This window comes from Actinospica acidithermotolerans (assembly GCF_018139625.1).
Classification (GTDB): domain Bacteria; phylum Actinomycetota; class Actinomycetes; order Streptomycetales; family Catenulisporaceae; genus Actinospica; species Actinospica acidithermotolerans.
Window position 1 is genome coordinate 1 of record NZ_JAGSOH010000413.1, and the last position, 384, is coordinate 384.

Genomic DNA, 384 nt, shown 5'->3' on the forward strand with positions numbered 1-384 from the left:
AATATGATCAGCATCAAATGCATGACGTAAACCTAATGTATATGCAAGAATCCCCATACCAAATAAGATATGATGGTCCTTTCCAGCAATCCATAAAAAACTAAACCCAATAACGTGTAACAAAATGACAATAGCTATGTATGGTAACCAGCTTAAGCGCTCATTTTTAAAAACAGTCAAAATATATCCTTCTTTCATAACATGATATTTAATCATACTGTATGTTCAATGTGCACTCTAGCAATAAGTGTTCATATAACAAAAATGTTATGCAAAATTATTTGTTATATAAAAATATACATGTAACTGCAAAATAATTTTTTGCGATATATATAATTTGATACATTAACCAACAATAATGTAAGATGTCACTTTGCTTAACTT

At 28.1% G+C, this 384-nt stretch carries 1 pseudogene; it reads right to left on the reverse strand.

Annotation, left to right across the window (positions count from 1 at the left end):
* Positions 1–180 (reverse strand): annotated as a pseudogene (locus KDK95_RS39180) (HoxN/HupN/NixA family nickel/cobalt transporter); the annotation flags it as partial.
* Between the last annotated feature and the right edge of the window lie 204 nt (positions 181–384).